Raw genomic sequence first — 26,848 nt, forward strand, 5'->3', positions numbered from 1 at the left:
GTGGTATTTTCTCGAGAGTTAGACCCTTTAGACTTCATATATGCATGAAGATTTGCTCGAACTTGCGAAGAAAGTCGGCGCCGAGGCGGCTGCGCTCCTCATGGACCGCCCACCCGCCTTTGAAATCGAAGAGAAATCCACTGCCATCGATATCGCCACTCAGATGGATAAGAAGGCAGAAACTTTTATTGTGCAATCACTTCTTGCAGCTCGTCCCGACGATGGAATCATCGGCGAAGAAGGCGCTGAGGTCGCAAGTAAATCTGGCATCACATGGGTTATCGATCCACTTGATGGAACCGTTAATTACTTTTATGGACTTCCTGGCTGGAACGTCTCCATCGCTGCAAAAGATAAAGATGGCTCTGTAGTCGGAGTTGTCGTTGCACCTACGATCAATTCAACGTGGTGGGCTTCTCGCGGTGGCGGAGCTTTCTTCAATAGCAGCAAGATCAAGACCAATGAGCCAGTTGAATTCAATCGCGCATTCATCGGAACAGGTTTTCAATACGATGTTGCTCATCGCGGACGTCAGATCGAGAACGTCGGTCGCATGCTTCCGTTGATTCGCGATATTCGTCGCAATGGCGCAGCAGCTGTCGATATCTGTTCAGTTGCCATGGGCTCACTCGATGCTTACTTTGAAGATGGGTTGAAAGAGTGGGATTGGGCAGCAGCTTCCCTCGTTGCCACTGAGGCAGGGGCGCGCTTCGGTCTCTACGGTCAGGCTCCCTATATGACCACCTTGGCGGCAGGTCCAACCTTGTTCGCCGAACTCGAGGGCTTCCTCAACCTCCACGCGTAATTCCAGGGGGTCATTTGACCGATTTACGCTCAGAGCCCCTTCTATGGCAAGATACGCAGTCTGCACGGCGATACCCGTGCTTATAGATAAGTAATGAACAGGAATCACCATGAATATTCTCGACGTCGTAGATGCAGCCTCACTTCGTAAGGACATCCCACAGTTCCGCGCAGGCGATGAGCTCAAGATTCACGTCCGTGTTATCGAAGGTAACAAGTCACGTCTTCAGGTATTCCAGGGAATCGTTATCGGTCGCCAGGGCGACGGAGTCCGCGAGACTTTCACAATCCGTAAGGTTTCTTACGGCGTTGGCGTAGAGCGCACATTCCCAGTTCACACACCAGTTATTGAAAAGATCGAGCTTGTCACTAAGGGCGATGTCCGTCGTGCAAAGCTCTACTACCTCCGCGATCTCCGCGGTAAGGCTGCAAAGATTCGCGAAAAGCGCGATGGCATTGTTGGCTACGGTGATGGAATTCTTTCAACACCGGCTCCTGTCGTAGAAGCTGTCGTCGAAGTGTCCGAGCCAGCTGCGGTCGAAGTTGTGGCAGAGGTTCCAGCTGAAGTTACGATTACAGAAGATGTCGTAGTAACAGAAGCTGTAGTTGAGACTCCTGAAGTTGCTGCTGAAGCAACTGAAGAATCTAAGTAACTTCACCTCTTCACATGCCACGCAAGGGCTCAGTCCTTCGTGAGTTCCCGATTCTTATAATCGTTGCGCTCGCCGTTTCACTTCTAATCAAGACTTTTCTTGTGCAGTTTTTCTATATCCCTTCGGGCTCTATGGAGAACACGCTGCAAATTGGTGATCGCGTAGCCGTTAACAAGCTGCCATTTATCTCAAAGACAATTAATCGCGGCGATGTTGTGGTCTTCCGTGATCCTGCTAATTGGCTTCCTGAACCATACGAAGCATCTGGAAATAAAATTCTTGGAAAAGTTAAAGATGGCCTCGTAACTGTGGGCATACTTCCCAACCCTGCAAAGCAATACCTGGTTAAGCGCGTCATTGGCGTAGCTGGTGACAAGGTCATCTGCTGCGATAACGGCAAGCTGACAATCAATGGAAAAGAAACTTCTGAGCCATATATTTTTGCAGGCAATAAAGCCAGCGATTTAGATTTCAACATCACCGTCCCAGAAGGAAAAATCTGGGTAATGGGCGATCACCGCGGTTCATCTGCTGACTCTCGTTATCACCAAGATGATGTCAATAATGGTTTTGTTCCGGTCTCTAAAGTAACTGGACAAGTCTTTGCAACAATCTGGCCAATCAAGAGCGTTGGATTAGTTCCAGGCCAGAACCCCATCAAGTAATCAGACACCGCAAACATTATGAAAGCGATCGAAGAACTTCTTCGTAACGCAGGAATCTCACCTATTGCAGGTGTTGATGAAGCTGGTCGCGGTCCATGTGCGGGTCCACTTGTTGTTGCCGCAGTCATTCTCAAAGATCCGAATGCGCCAGAGCTAGCTGAAGTGCGCGATTCCAAAGAAGTCTCTGAAAGCAAACGCGAAATTCTCTTTGATGTGATTATGAATATCGCCGAAAGTGTTAGCGTCATTATTGTCCCGCCATCTGAAATCGACGAACGCGGTGTGCATGCGGCAAACCTCGATGGAATGCGCCGTGCGGTGAAGGGGCTTTCTATTGAACCGGCATATGTACTGACAGATGGTTATGCAATCGAAGGTTTAGCTATTCCCAATGTTGCGGTGTGGAAGGGCGATCAAGTTGTTACTGCAATTAGTGCAGCATCAATTATCGCCAAGGTAACTCGTGATCGCATGATGATTGAGCTAGATAAGACTTATCCGCAATATGGCTTTGCAAAACATAAGGGCTATATCACTGCCGTTCACACAAAAGCCCTTGCCGAACATGGCCCGTGTATAGAACACCGTAAATCGTTTTCAAATATCGCTGCCCTTCTTCAATAGTTTCCACAGGCGCCTGCTTTTCTTAATATCAAGTAAGGACCAACCTCTAACCTCCCGCGCATGGTGGCTAGAGTTAAACGTCCAGGAGCGAAGCAGCGCACAGGTGCCTTTGGTGAAGAATTAACTGCGCAATATTTATTGGCGCGTGGAGATGAAATCCTCGATCGCAACTGGCGGATACGTGAAGGTGAAATAGACCTTGTTTCACTCAGTAGCGATGGTGCTTTTCATTTCGTCGAAGTTAAGACTCGTAGCTCACTCGCATTCGGTCATCCCTTCGAGGCAATTAATCGGGATAAAGCACATCGCATGCAGCGGCTGGCGATGGGATGGCTGGCAACACACGGATGCTTGGGGTGCGAATACACCATTGATGTCGTTGCAATTCTGATTGCTGCAGATGGAACTCATACCTTGGAATACCGAGGTAATTTGCTATGAGTATCGGACAAACTCAGAGCATCGCATTACTGGGGCTCACCGGAAGTGTTGTTGAAATCGAAGTTGATATCTCAGATGGCATTCCCATGTATTCATTGTTGGGGCTTCCGGATGCTGCGTTGCAAGAATCCCGTGACCGGGTACGAGCTGCGATATCAAATTGCAATGAGGTCTGGCCCAATAGAAAGGTGACTGTCTCGCTATCGCCGGCTTGGTTACCAAAGAGTGGTTCCAGCTTCGATCTCTCCATTGCACTAGCGATTCTGATTGCGCATGGCACCGCTCCACAAGAACCCTTTGCATCCATGGTAGTACTTGGCGAGCTGGCACTCGATGGCAAAGTTCGCTCGGTGCGAGGTGTATTGCCAGCCCTCATTGCAGCTTATAAATCTGGAATCACGCGGGCAATTGTTCCGGCTGCTAATCGTTCTGAAGCTGCACTGATGACACAGATGCAGATCCTTACCTTTGAATCACTTCGAGAAGTTCTTCTATGGGGTCGTACGGGCGAGCATCCTGTTGCCCAAGAACTCGATTTAGAGAAGACAGATGTCGATGAATATCTCGACTTCGCCGATGTCGCAGGACAAACCAAAGCGCGCTTTGCTGCCGAAGTCGCTGCCAGCGGTGGACATCATCTCTTGCTTATTGGTCCACCAGGAACTGGCAAGACGATGATTGCTTCGCGCATCCCAACAATTCTTCCTTCTCTCACTATCGATCAAGCACTCGAAGTTACGGCAGTGCATTCCATTTCAGGAGCGCTGGGTTCACGTTCACCGATGTCACTTATTGCCCCCATAGTTTCGCCGCACCACACGGCTTCGCGCGCTTCCATAGTTGGCGGAGGTTCTCATGTCATCAAACCAGGTGCGTGCAGCTTGGCTCATCACGGAGTGCTCTTTATCGATGAAGCACCTGAATGCGCGATCGGAGTTCTCGATTCGTTACGCCAGCCTCTTGAATCCGGAACCATCACTATTGCCCGCAGCGTTGGAAACATAACTTTCCCTGCACATTTTCTCTTAGTGCTTGCTGCAAACCCATGTCCTTGCGGAAAGTACACAGGCAAAGGTCGCAACTGCACCTGTTCTTCAGTGCAGGTTCGTCGCTATTTAGGAAAACTCTCCGGTCCGCTCATGGACCGCATCGATATGCGAGTACAAGTTGATCCTGTCAGCCGAGTCGAAATGGCACAGACAGACCTTGGCGAAAATAGCGCCGAAATTCGTGCTCGTGTAATCAAGGCACGAAAAGCTGCGGCAGATCGTTTTAGTAATGATCCATGGCAACTTAATGCTCAGATTCCAAGTCGTGAACTTCGCGGCAAGTATCGCCCACAACGCGATGCCATGAATTTTCTCCACGATGAACTAGATCGCGAACGAATTACTGCGCGCGGACTTCACAAAGTTATCCGCTTGTCATGGACCCTTTCAGATTTAGCAGGGCACACAGTTCCGACCCTCGATGATGTCGAACGAGCACATTCACTACGCGAAGGAACTGATCTATGAAAGAACGTGCACAACGCCTAGCGCTCTTTTCAGCCATTGAAGGTGGAGCAACTTTCTGGAGCCGGGAAATCACAGAACGAGGTGTGCAATCAGTTTTCGATCGCATCAAAGGCAATGTGTATGACTCTGTAAAGCATGCGGCGTTAGTTGAAAAGGTTCAAAGTTTTGATAGCCCTACAGCTTTTCAATCGATAGAGAAGTTAGGCGCCCACTTCATCATCCCAGGAGATGCGCAATGGCCGCTGCGCGTGGATGAACTTGAGTGCCCGCCCATTGGTCTGATTGTTAAAGGAAATATTGAAATCCTAAGTAATCCTTCTCTTGCAATTGTTGGTACACGTAACCCAACACCGTATGGCGTTCGTATCGCAGGAGATTTCGCTGCGGGCTTTGTTGATCGCGAATGGGACATTGTGAGCGGGGGAGCATATGGAGTTGATACGGCAGCTCATCGCGGCGCACTCGTTGCCGAAGGTCGCACCATTGCAGTCATTGCATCAGGAATTGATCTGCAATACCCATCAGGAAATAGCAGGCTCTTTGAAGAAATCTGCGAGAACGGGGCGATAGTTACTGAAGTAATGCCCGGAGTTCCGGCGCTTCCACATCGTTTCTTGACTCGCAATCGACTTATCGCAGCGCTTTCACAAGCAACGCTGGTTGTCGAGGCGGCTTTTCGAAGCGGTTCGTTGCGAACTGCACGAGATGCAGCCGAACTCATGAGACCTGTAATGGCGATACCTGGGCCAATCAATTCACCTTCATCAGAAGGCTGCCATCGACTTATCGGCGAGAGAGCAGCTGAACTTGTGACATCTGTGCCTGATGCAATCGAGTTAATTTCAGCGCTTTAGGTTCTTCTCGCATGTAATGAGAGAATACCTATATGAGTGATTTCCGTTCGGGCTTTGTGGCTATTGTCGGCCGCCCTAACACTGGTAAATCAACTCTTATTAATGCACTCGTTGGAAGCAAGATTGCGATTACATCGCCTCATCCCAACACCACTCGTCATGCTATCCGCGGAATCGTTAACAATCCTGATTATCAGGCAATTCTTGTAGATACACCTGGAATCCATAAGCCAAAGACGCTGCTTGGATACCGCCTCAACGCTGTCGTCAACGAGAGCCTTGATTCAGTCGATATTGTGATGATGTGTCTACCTGCTGATGAAACTTCAGGTGCCGGAGATGAATTCCTCGCTGCTGAAATTGCAAAGTATTCACGTGCCAAGAAGTTCGCACTGGTTACCAAGACAGATTTAGTTTCAAAGAAGAATTTAGCAACTCGCTTGCTTGGGATTTCCTCACTTGCAAAGGGATTTACTTGGGATGAAATCGTTCCTATCTCTGCAGCAATTCACGAGCAGATTGATCTCCTTGAAAAGTTGATTGGCGATAACTTGCCTGTAGGTCCTGCCTTTTATCCAACAGATGTAAAGAGTGATCAGAAGATTGAAACTCTCATCTGCGAACTCATCCGCGAAGCTGCCTTACGCGATGCTCGCGAAGAACTTCCTCACTCAATCATGGTCACCATCGATGAGATGGCAGAACGTGAAGAGAAAGGCAGCCGTCCTTTCTACGATATTCACGCAACTATTCACGTTGAGCGCGATTCACAGACCGGCATCTTGCTTGGCCACCAAGGCGAGCGATTGAAAGATATTGGAATGCGCGCACGAAAAGATATTGAGCGCGAACTCGGTGCACGTATTTTTCTTGGACTTCACGTTAAGGTTTCAAAAGAATGGCAGCGAGATCCAAAGCTGCTTGAGCGCCTCGGATTTACTGAGCGCTAATAAGACCTGTTGCTAAGGCAACAAGTAGAGCTGAACCCAGCACAACGCGGTAAATCACAAAAGGTGTAAAGCTCTTCGTTGAGATGAACTTCATCAACCAAGCAATCACGGCATAACCAATTAGAAACGCGGTGACCGTTGCCGCGAGTATCTCTGGCATGGAATAGACCGAAACTGTTGAATCATCCATTGCTTGCTTGAGTTCGTAGAAACCACTTCCGAATACCGCAGGTACTGCCAATAAGAATGAGTAGCGCAGTGCTGCTTCTCGCTTGTATCCCAAGAAACGACCGAGAGCGATTGTTGCGCCAGAGCGAGAGACGCCAGGAATCAGAGCCATGGATTGTGCGAAGCCGTAAATAACTCCATCGCGCACAGAAAGGTTCGATAAATCTTTAGCGCTCTTACCGACACGATCGGCGAATCCGAGAATCAACCCAAAGATAATGAGCGTTGATGCAATAACCCACAAAGAACGGAAGTGGTTGGTGATGTACTCCTGGCCGAGATAGCCCAACACAACAATCGGCAAAGTTCCGACAATGATGAGGCTTCCCAAGCGGGCCTCAGCAGATCCATCACGTTTAATCCAGGCACGTGCGATATTGAGAATATCTCTGCGGAAGTAGAGCAAGACTGCGAGCTCGGTACCAATCTGCGTAATGGCAGTAAAGGCTGCGCCCGGGTCAGTTGCATTGGGTAGAAACTCTCCAACGATACGGATATGCGCACTAGATGAAATAGGCAGGAACTCAGTAAGTCCTTGGACTATTCCTAAAAAGAGCGCTTCTAACATGGAAGTTAGTATCTCAATAATTACTTCGCGACAGGTTTACGGCTCGCGAAGTAAGAACCAATTAATACCAATGGAAGTCCAAGGACGATTCCAACTGTGAGTGGTTCATTCAAGATGATGACTCCCAAAATCACTGCGATTGCTGTGTTGAGGTAAGTAACTAGAGATCCACGGGCGACGCCGATGATGGATGCAAGAGTAAAGAATGCGGCAAAGGCAGCTCCCGTAGATAGAACTCCCAGTCCCACGATCGCGCGGATTGCGCCATCTGAAATCTGATGTGTCGGCCATTGTGCAATAGTGAAAGGCATATAGAAGATTGCAGTCATCAACATCGCGACCGCATTAATTGCAATTCCTGATACATGGGGAAGTGCACCTTGCACCATCATCACAGCGTACGAGTAACCGATAGATGCGACCAGAACCATTGCAATCGAAAGTGGATCAGCAGATCCGGTAATGCTTTCGATACCAACGACAGCTACGAGGCCGATAAAACCCGCGATGATTCCGAATAAGCGCGTGTGATGCCAGACTGATTTATCGCCACGCATTGAAGCAAAGATCGTTGCCCAGATAGGCACTGACGCGACAAGGAGCCCAGCCAGCCCTGATGAAATCTTCTGCTCTGCAGTTCCGATCAGAATCCAAGGCCCAATCATTTCTAGCAGCGCATAAGCAAAGACATAACGCCATCCACGAACAGCTGCAATGAACTGACGTTGCTTAATGGCGATAGGAATCAATATTGCTGCGCCGATTGCTGTTCGAAGACAGACAACAGTTGCGGGACTAAATCCATTATCTGGATCAACGGCTACCTTGATGAAAAGGTAAGGAATACCCCATAGGAAGCCGACAAGAATGAATAAGAACCAACCGCGACGTGACATGTTTTCCTTACTTGTTGATGACGCTCTTATAGAGCGCAATGGTTTGGGCAGCGACGGCATCCCAGCCGAACTCTGATTGGGCACGTGCACGTCCTGCTTTTCCATACTTTTTAAGCAGGGCAGGATCTGCCATCAGTGATGAAATAGCTGAAGTTAAATCTGCTTCAAACTTTCCGTGATCTATTGTGTAATCAACGAGCTCACCGGTCTGCTTATGTGAAACAACTTCAGGGATTCCACCGACACGAGACGCGAGCACTGCAGTTTCGCACCCCATCGCTTCAAGGTTCACGATTCCAAGAGGTTCATAAATAGATGGACAGAGGAATAAATCCGCATGAGTAAGTGCTGCTGTCAGCTTGTCATGGGGGAGCATCTCTTTAATCCACCAGACGTTAGAACGCGTGCTCTGAAGTTCTGCAATCAGTGCGGCAACTTCATTGCCAATCGTCTCTTCATCAGGACTTCCGGCAGCAAGCACCAGCCCGTATTCGGCTGGAACTTTCTTCCAGGCACGGAGTAAGTGAGCTAAACCTTTTTGGCGAGTAATGCGGCCGACGAACATTGCGTAGCGACCAGTGATTCCAAATTCCTTCAACACTGCATCATCGTGATTTGGCGCGAACTTTTCAGTATCAACGCCATTGCGGATTGTGACCACCTTGGCAGGATCAACTTCTGGATAGGCGTTTAATACATCTGCACGCATTCCATCGCTGACAGCGATGATGGCAGCAGCCGCTTCGTAGGCAGTCTTCTCAGCCCATGAAGAAATCTTGTATCCGCCACCGAGTTGTTCTGCTTTCCATGGGCGCAAAGGCTCGAGCGAATGTGCGCTGACGATATGAGGTGTGCCGTAGAGAAGTGAAGCTGTATGTCCTGCCATATTGGCATACCAAGTATGTGAATGGATTACGTCAACGTTGTGAAGGTTTTGGGCAATCGCTAAATCTGTAGCAATCGCTTGAAGCGCAGGGTTTGCAGATGCGAACTCGGCGGGAGTGTCATAGCCATGAGATCCATCGGTGCGAGCTCCACCAAAGCAGTGAATATCGACTTCGACACCTGAAACTGCGCGAAGAGCTTGGGTTAACTGAACAACGTGGACGCCGGCTCCACCATAAACCGCTGGAGGCCACTCTTTGGTAACGATTCCGATTCGAGTAGCGCTCATGAGGTAAGAGTATCGGTGACTCTAGATAGATTGAAAGTTGTTGGGTAGCCTTGCTCCATGCCTCGCTACGAAGTTCCTCTAGGAATTGTTCTTGCGGGCGGCGAAGGCAAGCGTTTGATGCCACTTACTGCAGATCGCGCAAAGCCTGCAGTTCCGTTCGGCGGTTCTTATCGCCTCATCGACTTTGTACTTTCAAATCTTGTAAATGCTGAAATGCGCAAGATTGCAGTTCTTACTCAATACAAATCACACTCACTCGACCGCCACATCACTACTACCTGGCGTATGTCGACTCTTCTTTCAAATTACATCACTCCAGTACCTGCACAACAGCGTCTTGGACCACGTTGGTACACAGGTTCTGCCGATGCCATCTTGCAGAACTTCAACTTGATTCAAGATGAAAATCCAAAGCATGTTCTTGTCTTCGGTGCTGACCACGTTTATCGCATGGATCCAAGTCAGATGTTTGAACAACATCTCGAGACAGGTGCAGGAATCACAATTGCTGCAATTCGCATGCCGCGTGCAGAAGCACACGACTTCGGCGTTATCGAACTCGCAGAAGATGGAATCACCATTAAGGCATTCCACGAGAAGCCTTCAAATCCACCGGCGATGCCAGGACACCCTGACCTCTGTCTTGTCTCCATGGGTAACTACATCTTTAAGCGCGATGTCATGGAAGAAGCGCTCATTCTCGACTCTGAAGATCTTGAATCACGCCATGACTTAGGTACCAACATTATTCCGATGCTCACAAAGGCAGGCCTTGCAAAGGTCTATGACTTTGAAAATAACGTGGTACCTGGTGCAACCGAGCGCGATAAGGGTTACTGGCGCGATGTAGGTTCTATCGATGCTTACTACGACGCGCATATGGATCTAGTTTCGATCCATCCAATCTTCAATCTCTACAACCGCGAATGGCCGCTGCTTACCAACCCACCTTCACTTCCACCTGCAAAGTTCAGCGCAAGCGGAATCGCACAAGATTCAATCGTGGGTGCAGGCTCAATCATCGCGGGTGGTCACGTTAACCACACCGTCACTTCTTACGATGTACACGTAGGAAATGGTGCATTTGTTGATGGCGCAGTCCTCATGCCAGGTGTAAAGATTGGCGATCGCGCTGTAGTTCGTAAGGCAATCATCGACAAGAACGCGATTGTCGAAGCAGGTGCGCAGATTGGCGTAGATCTCGAACGAGATCGTCAGCGCTTTACCGTCACCGAGAGCGGAATCGTCGTCGTCGGCAAGGGAATGATCGTTACTGCGTAAGCTTCTTAATCTCTCCAGCTACAAAATCAATCGATTCCTGCGCAGTAGGCGTCACAGCCATATTGGTAAAGAATCCATGAATCATTCCTGCGTACTCTTTATAAATCACGGGCACCCCATCGCGCTGCAATAGCTCAGCATATTTCTCGCCATCACTAATCAGTGGGTCATATTGGGCGGTAATAACTATTGCAGGGGCAAGGTTCGCAAAAGTAGTTGCTTTCATTGGCACCGCATATGGATTTGTATCGTGCTGACTTCCTTGTAAGTACTGATCCCAGAACCACTTCATCGCTTGCGTTGAAAGCCCATAACCGGTGGCGTTGTTGATATATGAATCCGTTTGAAAATCGCGGTCATTGCACGGATAGATAAGAAGCTGAAAAGCAACACCCACTTTGTTATCGCGCGCCTTGATTGCAACACCGGAAGCCAAGTTAGCTCCTGCGCTATCGCCAGCAACTCCGATTTTTGTAGGATCAATCTGCAATAGCGCGGCGTTGGTGATTACCCATTGAAGAGTTGAGTAGCAATCATCGAAAGGAATCGGGAATGGATGTTCGGGCGCCTTCTGATAATTGACGCTGATGATTGTCGCTCCACTTTGATTAGCTAATCGCGCAAGTGAAGCATCATAAATATCGAGGAAGTTAAGAACCCACCCACCGCCATGGAAATACACAATTGCCGGTGCGCTGGTAGCCGTTGTCGGCCGATAGATGCGGATAGGTAAATCAGCAGTTGGCCCTGGAAAAAATCTATTGATGACTTCGTGCACTGGTTCTACGGGACCAGCTAATGCAGGACGTGATTGCGTGTTCTTGCGAATGACATCGACAGGGGCTTCCCACACTTGTGGAAGACCAGCTGCAGCACCTGCTTCAAGGAAAGCTTTGATTTCTGGAGCAAGTGACATGGAGTTATTGAATCAGAGTTCACCACGAGAGAGAAGGTCTAACACTTCTTTCGCGCGCTCTCGCAATTCCGGTAAATCACTCAATCGTTTCAACCCGGCTAATTGCTGGCCCATGCGATGGTTCTTTGCAAAACGTTCTTGATTGCGATCAAGGAAATCCCAGTACAGCGTTGTAAATGGACAGGCGTCATCACCGATGCGTTTCTTGGGATCAAAGGCGCATCCCTTGCAGAAACTTCCCATCTTAGAAATATATGAACCACCTGATGCATATGGTTTGGTAGCTAACTTGCCGCCGTCTGCATGCAAACTCATTCCAATCACGTTGGGAACCATGACCCAATCTGCAGCGTCGATAAATGCTCGGCGCATCCAATCTAAGAATTCTTGTGGTGAGGTTCCGGTGATGAGTGCGAGATTACTTAAGACCATCAGACGTGGAATGTGATGAACCCAGGCGCGTGCTTCGATATCTCGCACCTGAGTTGATACGCATTTCATCTCAGTTTTGCTCGAATCTGTGAAGAGAGGCAAGAGTGGGCGAGACGCAGCTAAAGCATTTTCATTGCGATAGAGATCGCCGAAGTGCCAATAGAGACCATTGATGTATTCGCGCCAGCCAATGATTTGGCGAATAAATCCTTCAGCACTCGGTATCGGAATATCACCCTTAGCAAAGCGCTTGAGCGCTGCAGCAATTACCTCTTCAGCATGGAGCAATCCAACATTGAGATAAGGACTTAAGAGTGAGTGATTGACCGCCCAGGAATCAGCAACCATCGCATCTTCATAAGCTCCGAATTCAGCAAAACCTGTCTTAAAGAAGTGTTCCATTTGTTTAAGTGCAGCAGCACGAGTTGTGCCCCATGTTGTATCGGGATCATCGCCAAAGACAGGAATCTTGCGCTTCTTAATACCTGCAATTACTGCCGCATCGATTTCATCGCGTGGGTGTTCAAGATAAGCGGGCCATGTGTGTGCACTCTTGGGAGGCGGAAGACGATTATCGGCGTCGTAATTCCATTTGCCACCGACAGGGTCACTGCCTTCCATCAAGATATTCAAGCGAACACGTTGTGCACGATAGAAGTTCTCCATCACCAAGCTCTTCTGTGCATTTGCCCATTGCGCAAAAAGTGGGCGGGATGTCAGAAAGAAATCGTTAGGGATAAGTGTCAGTCCGAGGCCCTTTAACTGTTCGAACTGTTGATGTGAAGAAGGTTCGGTAACTTCAATCTCAACGCCTGGATGAGTTGCTCGAAAATCGTTGATTCCCACTTCAGTGTTAGCGCTTTGGATGAAAGTGACTGTAAATCCTTCATTGCGTAGCTCTTGCAGGAAGTGATCGCGAGCAGACATCAGAAAGAAGAGGCGCTGAATATGCCAAGAGCGAGTAGTGAGCATGCGTTCACTCTCGATGAAGAGAATCTGATGGGTCTTTGGATCAGCTTTCTTCAGCGCTCCGTAATTGCGATTCAGTTGGTCGTTAAGAAGAAGTACTGTCTTTTTAGATTGAGCAGTTACCAATTGGTTGTTCTATCTCGCAGGGTTCGGTATGCGCTCACAACATCGGGCGTTGCAGGTGAATGAGTAGATGTGACCTCACCCAAATTCCATTGTGGCGGGGTATCTCCACCCAAGAGCGCCCACGCAGCTTGTCTGGCAGCGCCATCAGCAACATATTCACCAGGTTGTGGCACAAGTACTTCGCGACCAAAGAGTGATGATGCAATAGATGAAATAGCAGGATTCTTGGCAGCTCCACCAATTAGTAGAACACGATTAATCGAAACTCCTAATTGTTCAAGAGCATCAACTGCATCAACGAGGCCACACAACATTCCTTCAATCATGGCACGTGCGATATCTGCAGGATTTGAGTTTGAAAGGTTCATGCCAGCAAAGACACCGGTTGCATCAGGACGATTTGGAGTGCGTTCACCTTCGAAGTAAGGAAGGAGAGACAAACCATTTGCACCTGGCTTTGCGCTCAGCGCTAGAGCGCCCACTTCATCATGAGTCTTTCCTAAGATACGAGTGGCTGCATCCAAGATTCGCGCAGCATTGAGCGTGCAGACCAGAGGCAGGAAGCGACCTGTTGCATCAGCAAAACCTGCAACCGCGCCACTTGCATCATGGGTTGGCGTATCGGAAACTGCAAAAGCGGTTCCACTTGTACCAAGAGAGACAACAACGTCACCAGGTTGGGCTTGAACACCAAGAGCTGCTCCTGCATTGTCGCCTGCTCCTGCTGCGATAGGAATACCTGAAAGCGTTTCGCCACCAAAGGCGCTTGGCGCAACGATACGTGGAGTAACAATCGCTCGATCTGTTCGTAGCGCTGATTTCAATAAATCGTCGCGATATGTTGAAGTGACAGGATCAAAGTAGCCGGTACCTGATGCATCAGAGCGATCGGTAAATAGCTTCTCGAAATCTTTTCCACCTTGTAAGCGCCATGAAAGCCAGTCATGGGGGAGCGCAACTGCTGCAACTTTATCTGCGTTTGCTTTTTCATTTTCAGCAAGCCAGCGAAGTTTCGTTGCAGTAAAGGATGCAACTAGAACAGATCCAACTTTCTTTGCAGCTTCAGCATCGCCTCCCATTTCAGAATTAAGATCGCGCGCCGATTGTGCAGAGCGAGTGTCATTCCATAAAAGTGCGGGGCGAATAACTTCGCCATTGCTATCGAGTGTGACCATTCCATGCTGTTGTCCGCCGATTGAGATTGCAGCAACATCGTCTAATCCGCCGGCATCGGCGATCGCACTTTCGAGGGCTTTCTCCCAGAGGGCTGGCTCTACTTCTGTTCCATCAGGGTGAGAAGCGCGACCCTGGCGAAGTAACTCACCAGTATTAGCGTTGCGAATAACGACCTTTACGGATTGGGTCGAAGAGTCCACACCAGCGGTGAGTTGGGGTTTTGCCATGGCGAAAGGCTAGACTGTGCCAGTCAGTGTTGACCACAGTGCGGCTTATTTATTTAGCCAAATCTCACTTAATTTTGGAGCGTTGCAATGCGTATTGGAATTCTTACAGGCGGCGGAGATTGCCCAGGACTTAACGGCGTTATTCGCGGAGTAGTTACAAAGGGAATCAAAGAGTACGGATACGAGTTCGTAGGATTCCGTGATGGTTGGAAGGGTCCTCTTGAGGCTCTCACCATGCCTTTGGATCTTGCAACTGTAAAGCCAATCCTTGCAAAGGGCGGAACCATCCTCGGTTCATCACGTACCAACCCATTTAAGATGGAGAACGGCGTCGAGCGCATCAAGCAGAATCTTGCTGATCAGGGCATCGATGTTCTCATCGCAATCGGTGGCGAAGACACACTCGGCGTTGCAACAAAGCTCGACGCGCTAGGCGTCAAGGTCATCGGTGTTCCAAAGACAATCGATAACGACCTTAACAACACAGATTTCACATTCGGTTTCGATACTTCCGTCAACATTGCAATGGAAGCAATCGATCGCCTTCACACAACTGCAGAATCACACCACCGCCCATTGATCGTTGAGGTCATGGGTCGTCACGCTGGTTGGATTGCACTCCACTCAGGTATTGCAGGAGATGCGGCATGCATCTTGATTCCAGAAGTTAAGTTCTCTGTCGACAAGGTATGCGAATACGTAAAGTCACGTTTTGAAACAGGTACAGCTCCAATCATCGTTATCGCTGAAGGTGCAATTCCTCAGGATGGCGACATGATCACTAAGGATCAGCCACTCGATGCATTCGGCCACGTACAGCTTTCAGGTATTGGCGATTGGCTCGCAGCTGAGATCGAGACAAAGACTGGATACCAGACGCGTTGCACAGTTCTTGGTCACATCCAGCGCGGTGGAACTCCATCAGCTTTTGACCGCGTTCTTAGCTCACGCTTTGGACTAGAGGCAATCACAGCTGTTCACGAAGGTGACTTCGGCAAGATGATGGCTCTTCACGGAACAACAATCGCTCGCGTGCCTTTGGCATCAGCGACAGATGTTCTTAAGACTGTTCCAATCGAGCGCTACGAGGAGATCACTTCGTTCTTTGGATAATCTCCCTCCGAGATTGCCACTGAATTACCTATTCTTATGACTATGAATACCTCTTCCTCGCAGCTAGATAATCTCTTCGACCCATCACTCGTCGCTGCCCAGCAACCTAATTGGCCGGGCGGACATGATGGCGAGCAGATGAAGAAGGCAGTTGCTGATCTTCGCGCTCTTCCTCCACTTGTCTTTGCTGGCGAGTGCGATGATCTTAAGGCGAAGATCGCAGAAGCTGCAGCAGGTCGAGCATTCTGGTTACAAGGTGGAGATTGCGCCGAAACATTTAATTCAGCAACTGCTGATTCAATTCGTAACCGCATCAAGACAATCTTGCAGATGGCTGCTGTATTGCAGTACTACTCAAGCTTGCCTGTCATCAAGGTAGGCCGCATGGCCGGGCAGTTCGCAAAGCCACGCTCCAATGACCTTGAGACTCGTGGCGATGTCACACTTCCTGCATACCGCGGCGATGCTGTAAACGATATTGAATTCACAGAAGCAGCTCGCACCCCAGATCCAAATCGTCTTGTGCGTGTTTACAACACATCTGCTGCAACTCTTAACTTAGTTCGCGCATTTACCCGTGGTGGTTTTGCAGATCTTCGTCAGGTGCACGAATGGAATAAGGGCTTTATCCGCGATTCTAAGTTCGGCGATAAGTACGAGCAGATGGCAAATGAAATCGGTCGCGCACTTTCATTTATGCAATCAGCTGGCGTAGATCCAGAACAGTTCAAGGCTGTTGATTTCTATGCAAGCCACGAAGCTCTCATCATTGAATACGAGAAGGCACTTACTCGTATCGATTCACGTACGCAGCTTCCATACGATGTTTCAGGACACTTCATCTGGATCGGAGAACGCACACGTCAGCTCGATGGCGCACACGTTGATTTCGCATCAAAGGTACGCAATCCAATCGGTATCAAGCTTGGACCAAAGTCGACTGTAGAAGATGCACTCGCACTTATTGCAAAGCTCAATCCAGATAACGAGCCAGGTCGCATCACTTTCATTACACGTATGGGTGCGGGCACGATTCGCCAGGCACTTCCAGCGCTTGTCGAAGGTGTTACAAAGAGCGGCGCGCAAGTTCTCTGGGTATGCGACCCAATGCACGGCAACACTTTTGAATCCAAGAATGGCTACAAGACTCGTAACTTCGAAGATGTTCTCGATGAAGTACGCGGATTCTTTGAAGTCCATAAGAAGCTCGGAACCCACCCGGGTGGAATCCACATTGAGCTCACTGGTGACGATGTCACTGAATGCCTTGGTGGCGGAAACGAAGTATCTGAAAAGGATCTCGAATCACGCTATGAAACAGCATGCGACCCACGCTTGAATCACTCGCAATCACTCGAGCTTTCATTCTTGGTTGCTGAAATGTTGCGCGACCGCTAATTTAGCGAGCGTGACGCTGCTTCTTTCCACCCTTGCAACACCTATCGGTAATCTCAATCTGATTGCAGATCAACACATCCTGCTTGCGGCAAATCTCTCCAATCTCAAGGCGCTCAAAGAGAGCCTAGGTGCCGATGATGCCGCGCACGACATCAAGAGTGTTGCAAAGATTCCTGTCATCACGGATCTGATTAACGATTACTTTGCTGGAGATATCTCAGCGCTTAATTCGATTCAAGTACGTCAACCTGGTGCTCCATTTTCACAAGCAGCGTGGAAGGCGATGAGGAAGGTAAAGCCTGGCGCAGTTATCTCTTACGCTGATCTAGCAGATCGCGCTGGAAGCCCTGCAGCTGTTCGTGCTGCCGGTAGTGCGTGTGCAAAGAATGCAATTGTTCTCATTGTTCCCTGCCATCGCATCGTAAAAACTGGCGGAGCGCTAGGAAATTATGCCTACGGATTAAGTAAGAAAGAGTGGCTACTTCGCCATGAGGGCGCTCTTTAATATTTTTTCCAGGATTTCAATCGCCTGAGAACACTGCGCATCATCGAAATCAAGATGAGTAACAAGACGTGCATAGTGAGGACCCAGTGCGCTAATCCATAGACCAGCTTCTTTGCAGCGCGCAGTTAAATCAGCGGCTGTTATTCCGACCTTTGATAGATCAAGACCCACAATATTTGTCATAACCTTTGCAGGATCTACGAGGGATGCATCAACGGCAGCGAGTGCAACAGCAATCTTCTTTGCGCGAGCATGATCTTCGGCAAGACGAGCAATATTGTTATCAAGAGCGTAATGAGCTGCCGCTGCAATGATTCCTACTTGTCGCATTCCAGCGCCGTAACGTTTTCGCCAGATGCGCGCTTCGCCAACACGTTCCTTCGTTGAAAGCATGACTGAACCGATGGGTGCGCCAAGTCCCTTTGAAAGACAGACGCTAATGGTGTCAAAGTGCTTGCCGTATTCAGCGAAAGAGACACCGGATGCAACATGGGCATTCCAGATGCGTGCGCCATCGAGGTGCATGGCGATTCCGCGTGCACGCGCAGCTGTTGAGAGCTTGGCAATTTCCTCAATCGGCTGAACAGTTCCGCCACCGAAGTTATGTGTGTTCTCAACTGCAATTGCCTTAGTTGAAACCAAATAAGGGCCAGCGTTCTCATGTGCAATAGCTAAAGGATCTTCAGCCTTCAGAAGGCCATCAACTGATGGCCAGGTACGCGTTGTGATTCCGCTAAAAGTTGCCGCAGCTCCAAGTTCGGCTCGGACAATATGTGATCGCGTTTCTACGAGAAGTTCTTCGCCGGGCTTTACCAATGTACGTATAGCTAGCTGGTTAGCAAGTGAACCTGTGGGGGAGAAGAGGCCAGCTTCCTGGCCGAACATTGCAGCAACGCGTTCTTCGAGTGCATTAACGGTTGGATCATCGCCATATACATCATCGCCGACTTCAGCAGATGCCATAGATTCGCGCATTGCAAGGCTGGGCTTAGTGACAGTGTCAGAGCGTAGATCAATAGCCATTTACTTATTCTCCGATGATGAATTCTCAGTGAGAACGATGACGAACATTGCAGTCAGAACCATAAGACCACCAAGGGTAGCTTGAATGGTCAAACGTTCACCACCGAAGATAAATGCAAAGATTGCCGCGAAGACAACTTCCATCGTGAGAATTACGGCAACCTTAGTCGTGGTCATATGCGCCTGAGACCAGGTCTGAACCACAAAGGCAACGGCAGTACAGATAACGGCGGTAAAGATAACGACTGCCCATACGCCTGAATCTGGTGGCGCTGAATAGCCTTCGGGGATTGATGCGATTCCAGAGAGAAGTGCGCAGACTGCAAGCTGTACAACTGTCATCGCATAGACGTCGCGACCCGATGACCATTTACCTAGCGCGATGATGTGAGCACCAAAGAAGAAGGCGCTTGCAAGAACCAGCATCTCTCCAAATCCAACCGAGAAGCCACGGATGGAAAGTAGCCCAAGTCCAACCGTTGCCACAAAGACACAACCCCAAATTAATTTGGTGAGCTTCTCTTTCAGAAAGTAACTAGCTAGCAATGGCGTAAAGACAACATAGAGCCCGGTAACAAAACCTGTGATGGCTGCTCCTGTGCGTGCTAGCCCAAGAGTTTGAAAGATATAGCCCAGCCCTAGAAAAATGCCGGCATAGCTTGCGGGTAGAAGTAACTCGCGATTAAATTTCTTGATCACACTTGGTTTCAAAGCAATCATGACAATGACTGCTAGCGAGAAGCGAGTAAAGAGAAAGTTATTAACGCTCTGACGTTCGATGGCATCTTTCATCACAACAAAGGCCATACCCCACGCAGCAGAAACTGAGAGAAGCGCCCAGGGCGCAAGGCGAATCTTTAAAGCGTGAGATGAACTCATCCACGCAGCTGCTTTAGAAGTGCGATTTCCTCGCCATGTTCAGGTTCCATTCCTGGAGTTTCGAGAATAAGTGGAGCATTCGCTACCGCAGGATGCTTCAGCAATTCCGCGAATGGATCGACTCCGATAAAGCCCTTACCGATATTTTGGTGGCGGTCTTTAAGCGCGCCACAGACATCCATTGAATCATTGGCATGGATAAGTTGAATTCGTTCGATGCCAGCAACTTGAACGAGAAGATCGAGGGTCTCCTTCATTCCACCCTTCTTGGCAATGTCGTGCCCTGCTGCAAAGACGTGACAGGTATCAAGACAGATGCCGACCTTTGGGTGGTATTCCAGAGCTTTCAAGTAGTTCTCTAAATCTTCTAGGCGCTTCACAAGTGATTGACCTTGTCCAGCAGTAGGTTCCAGCAAGAGCATTGGTGCATCATCATCGAGCGCTTCAAGAATAGGCATAACGCCCTTCTTAATCTGCTTCCATGCGTTATCGACGTTATCTTCCTTCACAGCAGATCCTGTGTGAATAACAACTCCGAGTGCGCCAATCTCTTGGCCGCGCTTAAGCGAATAAGCAGTCGATGCCAATGAGTTCTTATATGTATCTTCAGTTGGCGAACCTAAGTTAATGAGAAATGGTGCGTGCACATAAGTTTCAATATCGAGCGCCTCAGCCTTTTCGCGAAAGAGCGCATCAGCTTCATGATTAGTCTCAGGCATCGCCCATCCGCGTGGATTCGATGTAAATACTTGAATTGCTTCAGCTTGTGTTAACTCGGCATATGCAATGGAACGCTTAGCCATTCCTCCTGAAGTAGGAGTATGAGCGCCGATACGTGGCTTTTTTGGTGACTTAGCAGCTGGAGACATTTGCCTACCCTACTGTGATGGTCACCGTACTGCCACGTTTGACCTTGCTTCCCACCTTCGGAGAAATATTTGTCACCTTCTTGACCGCTTTCTTACCGATCTTCTTGACGACGACCTTCAACTCAAGATCCTTCAGGGCTTGAACAGCCTTGGCTTCTTCAATTGAAAATAGGTTAGGGATATATGCATATTGCGTTCCCTTAGAAATAACCAGTGCAACTGCAGAACCCTTATCTGCGGTTGCCCCTCCTGCAGGTTTCTGCGAAATCACTTCTCCAGCAAGACGAGTCTCGCTAAATGCATATGTGGAAGTGACGGCAAATCCTGCATCTTGAAGTTCATTGAGAGCCTGATCTGAGCTCTTTCCGATGTAGGAAGTAAGAGCTACTTGTTCGATTCCCTTAGAAACACGAATCACAACAACAGAGCCGCGCTTTACCTTCTCACCTGACGGTGGATTGGAATCAATGACATAACCCTTTGGGACAGTGGTGCTGAACTCTTCAGAAAGTGGCTTGAGATCCAGTGGCATCTTCGCAATTAGATTTGTTGCTGCCTCGGGTGTAAGCCCCACAACTAATGGAAGAGTAAAACGTTCAGGTCCCTTAGAAACAATAAGTTTCACAGTTCCGCCTGCATCGACGCGACCGCCAGCTTCAGGAAGAGATTGAATGACTCGACCTTCAGCAATATCTTCGCTGAATTGCTTCTCGATAATCAGAGAAGTAAGACCTAGCGGTTCAAGAGCTGCAGATACTTCACTCTGCGATGCGCCAACTGTTGATGGAACGACGACGCGAGAGCCTGGACCAATCAATACATACCAACCAACAATGCCGACGACTACGGCCATAAGCAGAGCAATCTTGCGATTGCGACGAACGCGCTTGCTAGCTTTCTTGCGCTTTCTTACCTCTTCGGTGGTTTCACGAGGTGCAGGAGTCGGGATGCTTTCAGTCAATTCTCTTACCTTTGCTCGCAGTGATTTTCGGGTTGGCTTTGGTCGCATCGGTTCGATGGGAATATCTAGTTCTAGGCTGAGTTGATTCTCTTTAGGACTGAGCGCCTGATTAATGCGCGATAGCTCTTCATGGAAGACCGTTGCATCGCGTGGACGCTCATCTGGATTAGAACTAGTGGCGCGATAGATCAAATCATCGAGTTGCTCTGGAATACCTGAAACTAATGAGCTGATCTTAGGAACACGATTATTGACATGCATGTAGGCAATCTGAATTGGTTCAGCACCTTCAAAAGGTTTTTTGCCTGTAAAGATTTCAAATGCAGTAATTGCTATCGAATAAATATCGCTACGTGAATCTGCGATGCCGCGTTGCACCTGCTCAGGGGAGAGGTAAGAGACGCTACCGAGAATGACGCTGGATTCTGCCGTCATAGTGCCGCCCAGCAAAGGACCCTTTGCTAAACCAAAGTCGGCAATCTTGATACGACCTTCTTTAGAGATCAAGATATTTTCTGGCTTTAAATCGCGGTGAACGATTCCAATTTTGTGGGCGGCCGATAGGGCGCTGAGAACTGGAAGGAGGAACTTGATTCCATCCTTGACTGAAAGGCTTCCTTGTTCGTTGAGATATTCACGAAGCGTATGACCTTCGATCATCTCCATCACTAAGAAGATTGCTGGCGTGCCATTCTGATTCCAGCCTTGATCTTGTACAGCAACAATATTTGGGTGAGATAGAGCGGCAGCAGCTTTCGCTTCGCGGATAAAGCGTTCAACAAATTGTTCATCCTGCGCCAAGTGGGGGTGCATGATTTTGACTGCAACTTTGCGATCCAAACGAGTATCGAGTGCCTCGTAGATGCTGGCCATGCCGCCTGTGGCCATCTGGCGAATGAGTTGGTAACGCCCATCAATGAGCTCGCCGGTCAGGTCAGACATATCCCGAATTCTAGGTAGTCAGTACGAAATCAGCGGCGTTCTGCGTGCCCTCGTCGCGAAAATGTTGCTCTTGTGTGGAAAGCCACTTTTTCATCTGACTCTCTATTTCATTTCCATCACGTTCTAAAACCCTTGCCATTCCTTCTGAATCCTCGATATCAATCCAGATAAGGGCAGCAAGTGAATCGCGAATAGCCATCTGCCCGCTGCCGACTCCTTCAAGGATAAGCAGCTCTGATTTTTCAATTTCAGATGCTTGATTAAATTCGCCGGCGAGCCAGTTATATGTAGAAAGAGATATTGGCTTTGCATCTTTATGGGCGCTCACAAGGTGCGTAAGAACGTCCGTTAATTGCGATGTAAGTGCGTTATCCCAACCGTGATAGAGATCATCCATATGTACTTCAGTGATGGAATAACTCTGGGCGAGAGCAAGCTTTATATCGTGGGCAAGGGTGGTCTTTCCTGCACCTGCTGGCCCATCAATTGCGATGATTGGTTGCGGTACGTCCTTACAGAGATCGGATAGCGCGTCTATGAGATCCATACCAAGTACTCCATCCCAGCGCAGCCATTGCAGTGAACGCTACATAAAGTAGTGTTGTAAAGAGTAACCCTTGTGATGCATAGAGCGCGACGTATCCGGCATCGACAACCAACCACATTGGCCAGCTATCGTACTTTTCATAAACCATCAGAATCTGTGCAGCGAGTGAACCAAAGAAGAGAAGTGCATCAACGTAGGTAGATGCAGCCCCTGCCCATTTCAAGACTGGGCCGAGTGCAAGTGTTGCAACCAAAATTGCACCGACTGTATACAGGCGATACTTATTTTTGAATGGACCAGGCTTTGCACCTGTTGGTTCCCAGCCATACCAACCAGCAATTGCTGCTGCGATAAAGACTAACTGCAGCGCAGCGCTTGCATAAAGTTTGTAATGTAAGAAGAAGAGACCATACAAAACACTACTGAGCGCCCACCAAGGCCAAGTAATTCTCTTTGCTGTAATACCGAGTGCTACACCGATAAATGAAACTACTGATGCAATAAATTCGAGATAAGAGACTTCATAAGTCCAGGCGGTGAAAAAGGTGGAATACATCTATCCTCATTTCTAGATCCGCATTACCGGAACAGTCAGACGGTCGACTTCGATGAAGTCCTCTCAGCCACTGTGGCTCCCGTTATGTATAACTTTAGCGAATACGAGCAGCAATTGCCTGAATGTAGGCAGCTCCTGCAACGCGTGCGCGGCGAGCAGTTGAAGTCTTTGCTCGCTTATTGAAGATGTCATAGCCAATTGCTTCGACTTCATCGACGATTCCGCAATACAACTCGCTCGCTGCACGAATACAGGGACGAGATTCCTTATCCAAGTAAGCAATCCCGATATCGGCTTCTCGCTGTAATTGACGAACGCGAGCGATTTGGAACTTCAGCGCAGCAGTGATTTCAGGGGTTAAGACGCGACGTTCCAACATGGCGCGATCTACTCCGAATTGAGCAAGCTCTTGAAGAGGTAAATACACGCGACCACGATCGAGATCCTCGTTCACGTCGCGAATAAAGTTGGCGAGCTGGAAGGCGATACCTAACTTCTTCGCGGCCTCGTATGCGCGCTCATCTGAGTAACCCAAAATTGGGACCATCTCAAGACCGATGACAGCAGCAGAACCGTAGACATACTCAAGAAGATCTTCATATCTCTGATATTCGGTGACGGTTAAATCCATCTCCATGGAGTGCAAGAAATCAACAAAGTATTGGTGGGGGATATCAAACTTACGAGCGGTATCAACGAGTGCGCGACCTATGTGATCGGTACTTGTACCCGACTTAAGGTCTGCAAGAACTCCGCTGCTCCAAGAACGCAACGCTTCAGCTTTCTCTGTTGGAGAAAGAGTGGAAGCTAGATCATCAACGATTTCATCGGCATAGCGAGCAAAACCGTAGAGAGCATGTACGTATGGACGCTTATTCTTGGGAAGAAGCAGGGTTGCTAAGTAGTAAGTCTTGCCATGCAACGAGTTAAGTCGTTTGCACTCTTCATAACTTGCTGCAAGAGCTTGATCCATTTACTTAACCGGACCCACAATTCGTTCAGCTGCCAAACGTCCTGAGATAAGAACCATTGGAACGCCAACGCCTGGTTGAGTTCCGCTACCTGCGAAGACAACATTTTCAAATCCAGCTGCCATATTGCGTGGTCTAAATGGACCTGTCTGGAAGAAGGTATGTGCGCTAGCAAATGGTGCACCGCGCTCCATTCCTTGTGCCTGCCAATCAAGGGGAGTAGTCATAACTTCTGTTTCGATGGCATCGCCAAAACCTGTATATCCACGGTCTTCAAGAGTCTGAATCATCTGATCGCGATAAGGCTTTGCCTGCTTGGTCCAATCGATATCTGCATCCAAGTTAGGTGTTGGGTACAAGATGTAATAAGACTGCTTTCCGGCAGGTGCAAGAGATGGATCGTCATGAGTTGGCACAGTCACCAACACAGAAGGATCTGTCATTAGAACCTTCTTATTGATGAGTTCGTCAAAGACGCCATCCCAAGATTCGCCGAAGTGAATATTGTGGTGAGCAATATGGTCATACTTCTTAGATGAACCAACGAGCAGAGTTGCACATGATGGTGAGTAGTTAAGACGCTTGATATTAAGTGGTGTCTTACCTAGCAAGTCACGCCATACAACTGGCAAATCTGGGTTCATCACAACGACATCGCACTCAATGCGTTCGCCGGTATTTGTTGTGACAGCCTTGACGCGACCGTTCTGCTTATCAAGGCCAGTAACGGTTGTGTTGTACTTAAATTCAACGCCGTGCTTCTGAGCAGCAGCGGCTAGAGCGCGTGGAACTGCATGCATTCCGCCCTTAGGGAAGAAGACACCGTTTACTGAATCCATATAGGCAATGACTGCATAAATTGCCAAGGCTTGCTGTGGGCTAACGCCGGCATACATAGCCTGGAATGAGTAAACCTTCTGAAGACGTGGGTCCTTGAGGTACTGATTGACCTTTGGCTGTAAATGTCTGAAACCACCGAGAGCAATGAGGCGAGCCAAGTTAGGAGTCAGAAGATTAAGCGGTGAATCGATGTTCTTATCGATGAAGTCATGCATCTCGTACTTGTAAAGCTTGGTGACGAAATCTACGTATCGGCGGTAACCCAAAGCTTCTTCAGGTGAAACCTTCTCGCGGATCTCTTCTTCCATCTGCGCAGTATTTGCATGGACATCAATCTGAGATCCATCTGCGTAGAAAGCGCGATACAGAGGTGAAAGAGGCATGAGTTCAAGCCAATCCTTCATATCTTCACCCACGCAACTAAAGGCATCTTGAATAAGTGAAGGCATTGTTAAAACAGTTGGACCAGTATCGAATGAGTATCCATCCTTATTGAGCAGACCATTACGCCCACCAGGTACGGCTTCACGTTCAATCACTGTGACTTTACGGCCAGCACCTGCAAGGCGTAGCGCTGCACTGAGTCCACCCAGACCTGCGCCAACTACGACAACGTGATCTGTGGGTCCCTTAACGGTTCTTGTCATTAGTAGCTCCTACGGATTGCGGTCTCAGCGAGAGCTAAGAGAAATGGACGTGCATTTTCGTTAATCGCTGCAGAATTTGCTGCAGCTACTGATTCTTCACCGAGGCGGTCGATCAATTTTTCTACATCGGCGATTGCGCCGGTATCCATGATGAGCGCACGAAGTGACTCGATTTTTTCTGCAGAGAGGTCAGGCTTACCAAGATTGGCTGAAAGTTCTGCGCGGGCAGCATCCGTTGCCTTCTCCATGGTCATCGCCATCAATACTGTGCGCTTTCCTTCGCGTAAGTCATCTCCTGCAGGCTTGCCCGTAGTTTCAGGATCTCCAAAGATGCCGAGTATGTCATCGCGCAATTGGAATGCTTCACCGAGTGGAAGGCCGTATGCAGAAAGTACGTTGAGAAGTTCAGAATGCTCAGTCGCTGATGGACGGGCAATGACCGCACCTAAATGCAGCGGACGTTCGATTGTGTACTTACCTGACTTGTAACGGGCAATTCGTAGCGAACGTTCGACGCTATGTTCGCGTTCGCCTGCTTCACGAACATCGAGGTACTGACCTGCCATTAGTTCGATACGCATTTCATCGTGGATGCGAAGCGCTGCTGTAAGTGATTCATGTGAAAGACCACTGTTGTGAAGCATGTGATCTGACCAGACAAGTGCGAGATCTCCGAGCAATACAGCAGCTGCTTCGCCAAATTGTTCAGCAAGTCCTGCCATCGAACCTTGGCGATGAAGATTTTCAAAGTGGCGATGGATCGCTGGCTTTCCGCGACGCGTATCTGATCCATCCATCAAGTCATCATGAATAAGTGCGCATGCTTGCAAGAGTTCCAAGCTCGCCATTGCACGAATCTCAGTGCGGCTTGGAGTTGCCCCTGCTGCCATGAAACCTGCATAGGCAAAGAGAGGGCGAAGACGCTTGCCGCCTTCAAGAAGATAATCTTCGAGGGCATCACAGACCGGTACTAATTCAGATGCGATGCTGGTGAGATAGTCACGTTGTTCGGCGAGATAGTGAGTAAGTTCGCCTTTCACAGCATCGCGTACCTCTGATGCGCTCTTCATGACCTCTTTATCCACGGAGAAAAGGT

Annotated in this window: 26 protein-coding genes and 1 pseudogene; 12 read left to right on the forward strand and 15 right to left on the reverse strand. The window is 48.8% G+C overall.

Annotated elements, in window-relative coordinates; translation table 11 throughout:
• Window positions 1-40: 40 nt before the first annotated feature.
• The 8 genes and pseudogenes from A1sIA56_RS02470 to era all read left to right on the forward strand — a co-directional run bounded on the left by A1sIA56_RS02470 (window position 41) and on the right by era (window position 6,508).
• Window positions 41-805, forward strand: a complete 765-nt coding sequence (locus A1sIA56_RS02470; protein ID WP_095673376.1) for an inositol monophosphatase family protein — start codon at window positions 41-43, stop codon at window positions 803-805.
• Window positions 806-914: 109 nt separating this feature from the next.
• Window positions 915-1,256: pseudogene (gene rplS, locus A1sIA56_RS06975) on the forward strand (50S ribosomal protein L19); the annotation flags it as partial.
• Between the two features lie 215 nt (window positions 1,257-1,471).
• The gene (gene lepB, locus A1sIA56_RS02480) at window positions 1,472-2,122 is read left to right on the forward strand and encodes a signal peptidase I (protein WP_095673378.1); all 651 of its coding nucleotides are present in this window, start codon (window positions 1,472-1,474) and stop codon (window positions 2,120-2,122) included.
• Between the two features lie 18 nt (window positions 2,123-2,140).
• On the forward strand, window positions 2,141-2,746 hold the full coding sequence (locus A1sIA56_RS02485; RefSeq protein ID WP_095673379.1) for a ribonuclease HII: 606 nt from the start codon (window positions 2,141-2,143) through the stop codon (window positions 2,744-2,746).
• 60 nt (window positions 2,747-2,806) lie between these two features.
• Entirely contained in the window at window positions 2,807-3,187 is a 381-nt protein-coding gene (locus A1sIA56_RS02490; RefSeq protein WP_095673380.1) for a YraN family protein, read from the forward strand.
• Complete coding sequence (locus A1sIA56_RS02495; protein ID WP_095673381.1) at window positions 3,184-4,704, forward strand: YifB family Mg chelatase-like AAA ATPase; 1,521 nt, start codon at window positions 3,184-3,186, stop codon at window positions 4,702-4,704. Before A1sIA56_RS02490 ends, A1sIA56_RS02495 begins: the two co-directional genes overlap by 4 nt.
• Window positions 4,701-5,558: a DNA-processing protein DprA gene (gene dprA, locus A1sIA56_RS02500; RefSeq protein ID WP_095673382.1), complete on the forward strand. Its 858-nt coding sequence runs from the start codon at window positions 4,701-4,703 to the stop codon at window positions 5,556-5,558. Before A1sIA56_RS02495 ends, dprA begins: the two co-directional genes overlap by 4 nt.
• 32 nt (window positions 5,559-5,590) lie before the next feature.
• Window positions 5,591-6,508 carry a GTPase Era gene (era, locus tag A1sIA56_RS02505; protein WP_095673383.1) on the forward strand — a complete coding sequence of 306 codons (918 nt, stop codon included), beginning with the start codon at window positions 5,591-5,593 and terminating at the stop codon, window positions 6,506-6,508.
• Here era and A1sIA56_RS02510 read toward each other — a convergent pair.
• Genes A1sIA56_RS02510 through glgA form a run of 3 tightly spaced genes read right to left on the reverse strand, consistent with a single transcriptional unit; the run spans window position 6,495 to window position 9,374 of the window.
• Window positions 6,495-7,304, reverse strand: coding sequence for an undecaprenyl-diphosphate phosphatase (locus A1sIA56_RS02510; RefSeq protein ID WP_095673384.1), 810 nt, complete (start codon window positions 7,302-7,304; stop codon window positions 6,495-6,497). The two genes, era and A1sIA56_RS02510, sit on opposite strands and share 14 nt — an antisense overlap.
• Before the next feature lie 20 nt (window positions 7,305-7,324).
• Complete coding sequence (locus tag A1sIA56_RS02515; RefSeq protein WP_095673385.1) at window positions 7,325-8,200, reverse strand: DMT family transporter; 876 nt, start codon at window positions 8,198-8,200, stop codon at window positions 7,325-7,327.
• 7 nt (window positions 8,201-8,207) lie between these two features.
• Window positions 8,208-9,374 carry a glycogen synthase gene (gene glgA, locus A1sIA56_RS02520; RefSeq protein ID WP_095673386.1) on the reverse strand — a complete coding sequence of 389 codons (1,167 nt, stop codon included), beginning with the start codon at window positions 9,372-9,374 and terminating at the stop codon, window positions 8,208-8,210.
• A gap of 57 nt (window positions 9,375-9,431) precedes the next feature.
• On the opposite strand from glgA, the gene glgC reads away from it, so the two are divergent.
• Window positions 9,432-10,655 carry a glucose-1-phosphate adenylyltransferase gene (gene glgC, locus A1sIA56_RS02525; protein ID WP_095673387.1) on the forward strand — a complete coding sequence of 408 codons (1,224 nt, stop codon included), beginning with the start codon at window positions 9,432-9,434 and terminating at the stop codon, window positions 10,653-10,655.
• Here glgC and A1sIA56_RS02530 read toward each other — a convergent pair.
• Genes A1sIA56_RS02530 through xylB form a run of 3 tightly spaced genes read right to left on the reverse strand, consistent with a single transcriptional unit; the run spans window position 10,645 to window position 14,501 of the window.
• Entirely contained in the window at window positions 10,645-11,571 is a 927-nt protein-coding gene (locus A1sIA56_RS02530; protein ID WP_095673388.1) for an alpha/beta hydrolase, read from the reverse strand. The two genes, glgC and A1sIA56_RS02530, sit on opposite strands and share 11 nt — an antisense overlap.
• 12 nt (window positions 11,572-11,583) lie before the next feature.
• A complete protein-coding gene (locus tag A1sIA56_RS02535; RefSeq protein WP_095673389.1) occupies window positions 11,584-13,098 on the reverse strand; it encodes a cryptochrome/photolyase family protein in 1,515 nt (504 codons plus the stop codon).
• Window positions 13,092-14,501, reverse strand: coding sequence for a xylulokinase (gene xylB / locus A1sIA56_RS02540; RefSeq protein WP_095673390.1), 1,410 nt, complete (start codon window positions 14,499-14,501; stop codon window positions 13,092-13,094). Before xylB ends, A1sIA56_RS02535 begins: the two co-directional genes overlap by 7 nt.
• Window positions 14,502-14,588: 87 nt before the next feature.
• Between xylB and A1sIA56_RS02545 the strand changes: the two genes are divergently transcribed.
• Genes A1sIA56_RS02545 through A1sIA56_RS02555 form a run of 3 tightly spaced genes read left to right on the forward strand, consistent with a single transcriptional unit; the run spans window position 14,589 to window position 17,517 of the window.
• Window positions 14,589-15,614 (forward strand): 6-phosphofructokinase, encoded by a 1,026-nt coding sequence (locus A1sIA56_RS02545; RefSeq protein ID WP_095673391.1) that lies wholly within the window; start codon window positions 14,589-14,591, stop codon window positions 15,612-15,614.
• Between the two features lie 42 nt (window positions 15,615-15,656).
• Window positions 15,657-17,012, forward strand: coding sequence for a class II 3-deoxy-7-phosphoheptulonate synthase (locus tag A1sIA56_RS02550; protein WP_095674171.1), 1,356 nt, complete (start codon window positions 15,657-15,659; stop codon window positions 17,010-17,012).
• A gap of 10 nt (window positions 17,013-17,022) precedes the next feature.
• Entirely contained in the window at window positions 17,023-17,517 is a 495-nt protein-coding gene (locus tag A1sIA56_RS02555) for a methylated-DNA--[protein]-cysteine S-methyltransferase (protein ID WP_095673392.1), read from the forward strand.
• On the opposite strand, the gene A1sIA56_RS02560 is transcribed toward A1sIA56_RS02555, so the two are convergent.
• The 9 genes from A1sIA56_RS02560 to A1sIA56_RS02600 form a co-directional block, all read right to left on the reverse strand.
• Window positions 17,491-18,540, reverse strand: coding sequence for a threonine aldolase family protein (locus tag A1sIA56_RS02560; RefSeq protein ID WP_095673393.1), 1,050 nt, complete (start codon window positions 18,538-18,540; stop codon window positions 17,491-17,493). The genes A1sIA56_RS02555 and A1sIA56_RS02560 overlap by 27 nt on opposite strands.
• Window positions 18,541-19,419: a DMT family transporter gene (locus A1sIA56_RS02565; protein WP_095673394.1), complete on the reverse strand. Its 879-nt coding sequence runs from the start codon at window positions 19,417-19,419 to the stop codon at window positions 18,541-18,543.
• On the reverse strand, window positions 19,416-20,288 hold the full coding sequence (locus tag A1sIA56_RS02570) for a deoxyribonuclease IV (protein ID WP_095673395.1): 873 nt from the start codon (window positions 20,286-20,288) through the stop codon (window positions 19,416-19,418). The genes A1sIA56_RS02565 and A1sIA56_RS02570 overlap by 4 nt, the downstream gene beginning before the upstream one ends.
• Before the next feature lie 4 nt (window positions 20,289-20,292).
• A complete protein-coding gene (pknB, locus tag A1sIA56_RS02575; protein WP_095673396.1) occupies window positions 20,293-22,191 on the reverse strand; it encodes a Stk1 family PASTA domain-containing Ser/Thr kinase in 1,899 nt (632 codons plus the stop codon).
• A 10-nt stretch (window positions 22,192-22,201) separates the two neighbouring features.
• Window positions 22,202-22,738, reverse strand: coding sequence for a uridine kinase family protein (locus A1sIA56_RS02580; protein WP_095673397.1), 537 nt, complete (start codon window positions 22,736-22,738; stop codon window positions 22,202-22,204).
• Complete coding sequence (pnuC, locus tag A1sIA56_RS02585; RefSeq protein ID WP_095673398.1) at window positions 22,704-23,294, reverse strand: nicotinamide riboside transporter PnuC; 591 nt, start codon at window positions 23,292-23,294, stop codon at window positions 22,704-22,706. Before pnuC ends, A1sIA56_RS02580 begins: the two co-directional genes overlap by 35 nt.
• 94 nt (window positions 23,295-23,388) lie before the next feature.
• On the reverse strand, window positions 23,389-24,267 hold the full coding sequence (locus A1sIA56_RS02590; RefSeq protein ID WP_095673399.1) for a phytoene/squalene synthase family protein: 879 nt from the start codon (window positions 24,265-24,267) through the stop codon (window positions 23,389-23,391).
• Window positions 24,268-25,752 carry a phytoene desaturase family protein gene (gene crtI / locus A1sIA56_RS02595; protein WP_095673400.1) on the reverse strand — a complete coding sequence of 495 codons (1,485 nt, stop codon included), beginning with the start codon at window positions 25,750-25,752 and terminating at the stop codon, window positions 24,268-24,270. It abuts the gene before it with no gap.
• The gene (locus tag A1sIA56_RS02600) at window positions 25,752-26,822 is read right to left on the reverse strand and encodes a polyprenyl synthetase family protein (RefSeq protein ID WP_095673401.1); all 1,071 of its coding nucleotides are present in this window, start codon (window positions 26,820-26,822) and stop codon (window positions 25,752-25,754) included. Before A1sIA56_RS02600 ends, crtI begins: the two co-directional genes overlap by 1 nt.
• Window positions 26,823-26,848 lie beyond the last annotated feature (26 nt).

This window comes from Candidatus Planktophila sulfonica, from assembly GCF_002288065.1.
Classification (GTDB): Bacteria; Actinomycetota; Actinomycetes; order Nanopelagicales; family Nanopelagicaceae; genus Planktophila; species Planktophila sulfonica.